Source organism: Streptomyces sp. NPDC092952 (genome assembly GCF_044754785.1).
Lineage (GTDB): Bacteria > Actinomycetota > Actinomycetes > Streptomycetales > Streptomycetaceae > Streptomyces.
In genome coordinates, this window is sequence record NZ_JBIVPT010000050.1 from 2,000 (window position 1) to 5,198 (window position 3,199).

The 3,199-nt window shown below is 56.7% G+C and carries 1 rRNA gene; it reads left to right on the forward strand.

Annotated features, from left to right (window positions below):
- The first annotated feature begins 52 nt into the window (after positions 1 to 52).
- Positions 53 to 3,177 (forward strand): 23S ribosomal RNA (locus tag ACIQGQ_RS37105).
- The last annotated feature ends 22 nt before the right edge of the window (positions 3,178 to 3,199 follow it).

Sequence of the window (3,199 nt, forward strand, 5' to 3'; positions counted from 1 at the left end):
GATGGGTGGCTGGTCGTTGTTTGAGAACTGCACAGTGGACGCGAGCATCTGTGGCCAAGTTTTTAAGGGCGCACGGTGGATGCCTTGGCACCAGGAACCGATGAAGGACGTGGGAGGCCACGATAGGCCCCGGGGAGCTGTCAACCGAGCTTTGATCCGGGGGTGTCCGAATGGGGAAACCCGGCAGTCGTCATGGGCTGTCACCCGCTGCTGAACACATAGGCAGTGTGGAGGGAACGAGGGGAAGTGAAACATCTCAGTACCCTCAGGAAGAGAAAACAACCGTGATTCCGGGAGTAGTGGCGAGCGAAACCGGATGAGGCCAAACCGTATGTGTGTGATACCCGGCAGGGGTTGCGCATGCGGGGTTGTGGGATCTCTCTTTCACGGTCTGCCGGCCGTGGGACGAGTCAGAAACCGTTGATGTAGGCGAAGGACATGCGAAAGGTCCGGCGTAGAGGGTAAGACCCCCGTAGCTGAAACATTGACGGCTCGTTTGAGAGACACCCAAGTAGCACGGGGCCCGAGAAATCCCGTGTGAATCTGGCGGGACCACCCGCTAAGCCTAAATATTCCCTGGTGACCGATAGCGGATAGTACCGTGAGGGAATGGTGAAAAGTACCGCGGGAGCGGAGTGAAATAGTACCTGAAACCGTGTGCCTACAAGCCGTGGGAGCGTCGCGCATCGAGCTTGCTCGGTGCGTCGTGACTGCGTGCCTTTTGAAGAATGAGCCTGCGAGTTAGCGGTGTGTAGCGAGGTTAACCCGTGTGGGGAAGCCGTAGCGAAAGCGAGTCCGAACAGGGCGTTTGAGTTGCACGCTCTAGACCCGAAGCGGAGTGATCTAGCCATGGGCAGGTTGAAGCGGAGGTAAGACTTCGTGGAGGACCGAACCCACCAGGGTTGAAAACCTGGGGGATGACCTGTGGTTAGGGGTGAAAGGCCAATCAAACTCCGTGATAGCTGGTTCTCCCCGAAATGCATTTAGGTGCAGCGTCGTGTGTTTCTTGCCGGAGGTAGAGCACTGGATAGGCGATGGGCCCTACCGGGTTACTGACCTTAGCCAAACTCCGAATGCCGGTAAGTGAGAGCGCGGCAGTGAGACTGTGGGGGATAAGCTCCATGGTCGAGAGGGAAACAGCCCAGAGCATCGACTAAGGCCCCTAAGCGTACGCTAAGTGGGAAAGGATGTGGAGTCGCAGAGACAACCAGGAGGTTGGCTTAGAAGCAGCCACCCTTGAAAGAGTGCGTAATAGCTCACTGGTCAAGTGATTCCGCGCCGACAATGTAGCGGGGCTCAAGCGTACCGCCGAAGTCGTGTCATTCGTACATGTATCCCCAACGGGAGTACGGATGGGTAGGGGAGCGTCGTGTGCCGGGTGAAGCAGCCGCGGAAGCGAGTTGTGGACGGTTCACGAGTGAGAATGCAGGCATGAGTAGCGATACACACGTGAGAAACGTGTGCGCCGATTGACTAAGGGTTCCTGGGTCAAGCTGATCTGCCCAGGGTAAGTCGGGACCTAAGGCGAGGCCGACAGGCGTAGTCGATGGACAACCGGTTGATATTCCGGTACCCGCTTTGAAACGCCCAATACTGAATCAGGCGATGCTAAGTCCGTGAAGCCGGCCCGATCTCTTCGGAGTTGAGGGTAGTGGTGGAGCCGATGAACCAGACTTGTAGTAGGTAAGCGATGGGGTGACGCAGGAAGGTAGTCCAGCCCGGGCGGTGGTTGTCCCGGGGTAAGGGTGTAGGCCGTGTGGTAGGCAAATCCGTCACACGTTAAGGCTGAGACCTGATGCCGAGCCGATTGTGGTGAAGTGGATGATCCTATGCTGTCGAGAAAAGCCTCTAGCGAGTTTCATGGCGGCCCGTACCCTAAACCGACTCAGGTGGTCAGGTAGAGAATACCGAGGCGTTCGGGTGAACTATGGTTAAGGAACTCGGCAAAATGCCCCCGTAACTTCGGGAGAAGGGGGGCCACGCCTGGTGATGGGTTTTACATCCTGAGCTGGGGGTGGCCGCAGAGACCAGCGAGAAGCGACTGTTTACTAAAAACACAGGTCCGTGCGAAGCCGTAAGGCGATGTATACGGACTGACGCCTGCCCGGTGCTGGAACGTTAAGGGGACCGGTTAGCTGACTTTCGGGTTGGCGAAGCTGAGAACTTAAGCGCCAGTAAACGGCGGTGGTAACTATAACCATCCTAAGGTAGCGAAATTCCTTGTCGGGTAAGTTCCGACCTGCACGAATGGCGTAACGACTTCTCGACTGTCTCAACCATAGGCCCGGTGAAATTGCACTACGAGTAAAGATGCTCGTTTCGCGCAGCAGGACGGAAAGACCCCGGGACCTTTACTACAGTTTGATATTGGTGTTCGGTTCGGCTTGTGTAGGATAGGTGGGAGACTTTGAAGCGGCCACGCCAGTGGTTGTGGAGTCGTCGTTGAAATACCACTCTGGTCGTGCTGGATGTCTAACCTGGGTCCGTGATCCGGATCAGGGACAGTGTCTGATGGGTAGTTTAACTGGGGCGGTTGCCTCCTAAAGAGTAACGGAGGCGCCCAAAGGTTCCCTCAGCCTGGTTGGCAATCAGGTGTTGAGTGTAAGTGCACAAGGGAGCTTGACTGTGAGACCGACGGGTCGAGCAGGGACGAAAGTCGGGACTAGTGATCCGGCAGTGGCTTGTGGAAGCGCTGTCGCTCAACGGATAAAAGGTACCCCGGGGATAACAGGCTGATCTTCCCCAAGAGTCCATATCGACGGGATGGTTTGGCACCTCGATGTCGGCTCGTCGCATCCTGGGGCTGGAGTCGGTCCCAAGGGTTGGGCTGTTCGCCCATTAAAGCGGTACGCGAGCTGGGTTTAGAACGTCGTGAGACAGTTCGGTCCCTATCCGCTGTGCGCGTAGGAATATTGAGAAGGGCTGTCCCTAGTACGAGAGGACCGGGACGGACGAACCTCTGGTGTGCCAGTTGTTCTGCCAAGGGCATGGCTGGTTGGCTACGTTCGGGAGGGATAACCGCTGAAAGCATCTAAGCGGGAAGCCTGCTTCGAGATGAGTATTCCCACCAACTTGATTGGTTAAGGCTCCCAGTAGACGACTGGGTTGATAGGCCAGATGTGGAAGCCCGGTGACGGGTGGAGCTGACTGGTACTAATAGGCCGAGGGCTTGTCCTCAGTTGCTCGCGTCCACTGTGTT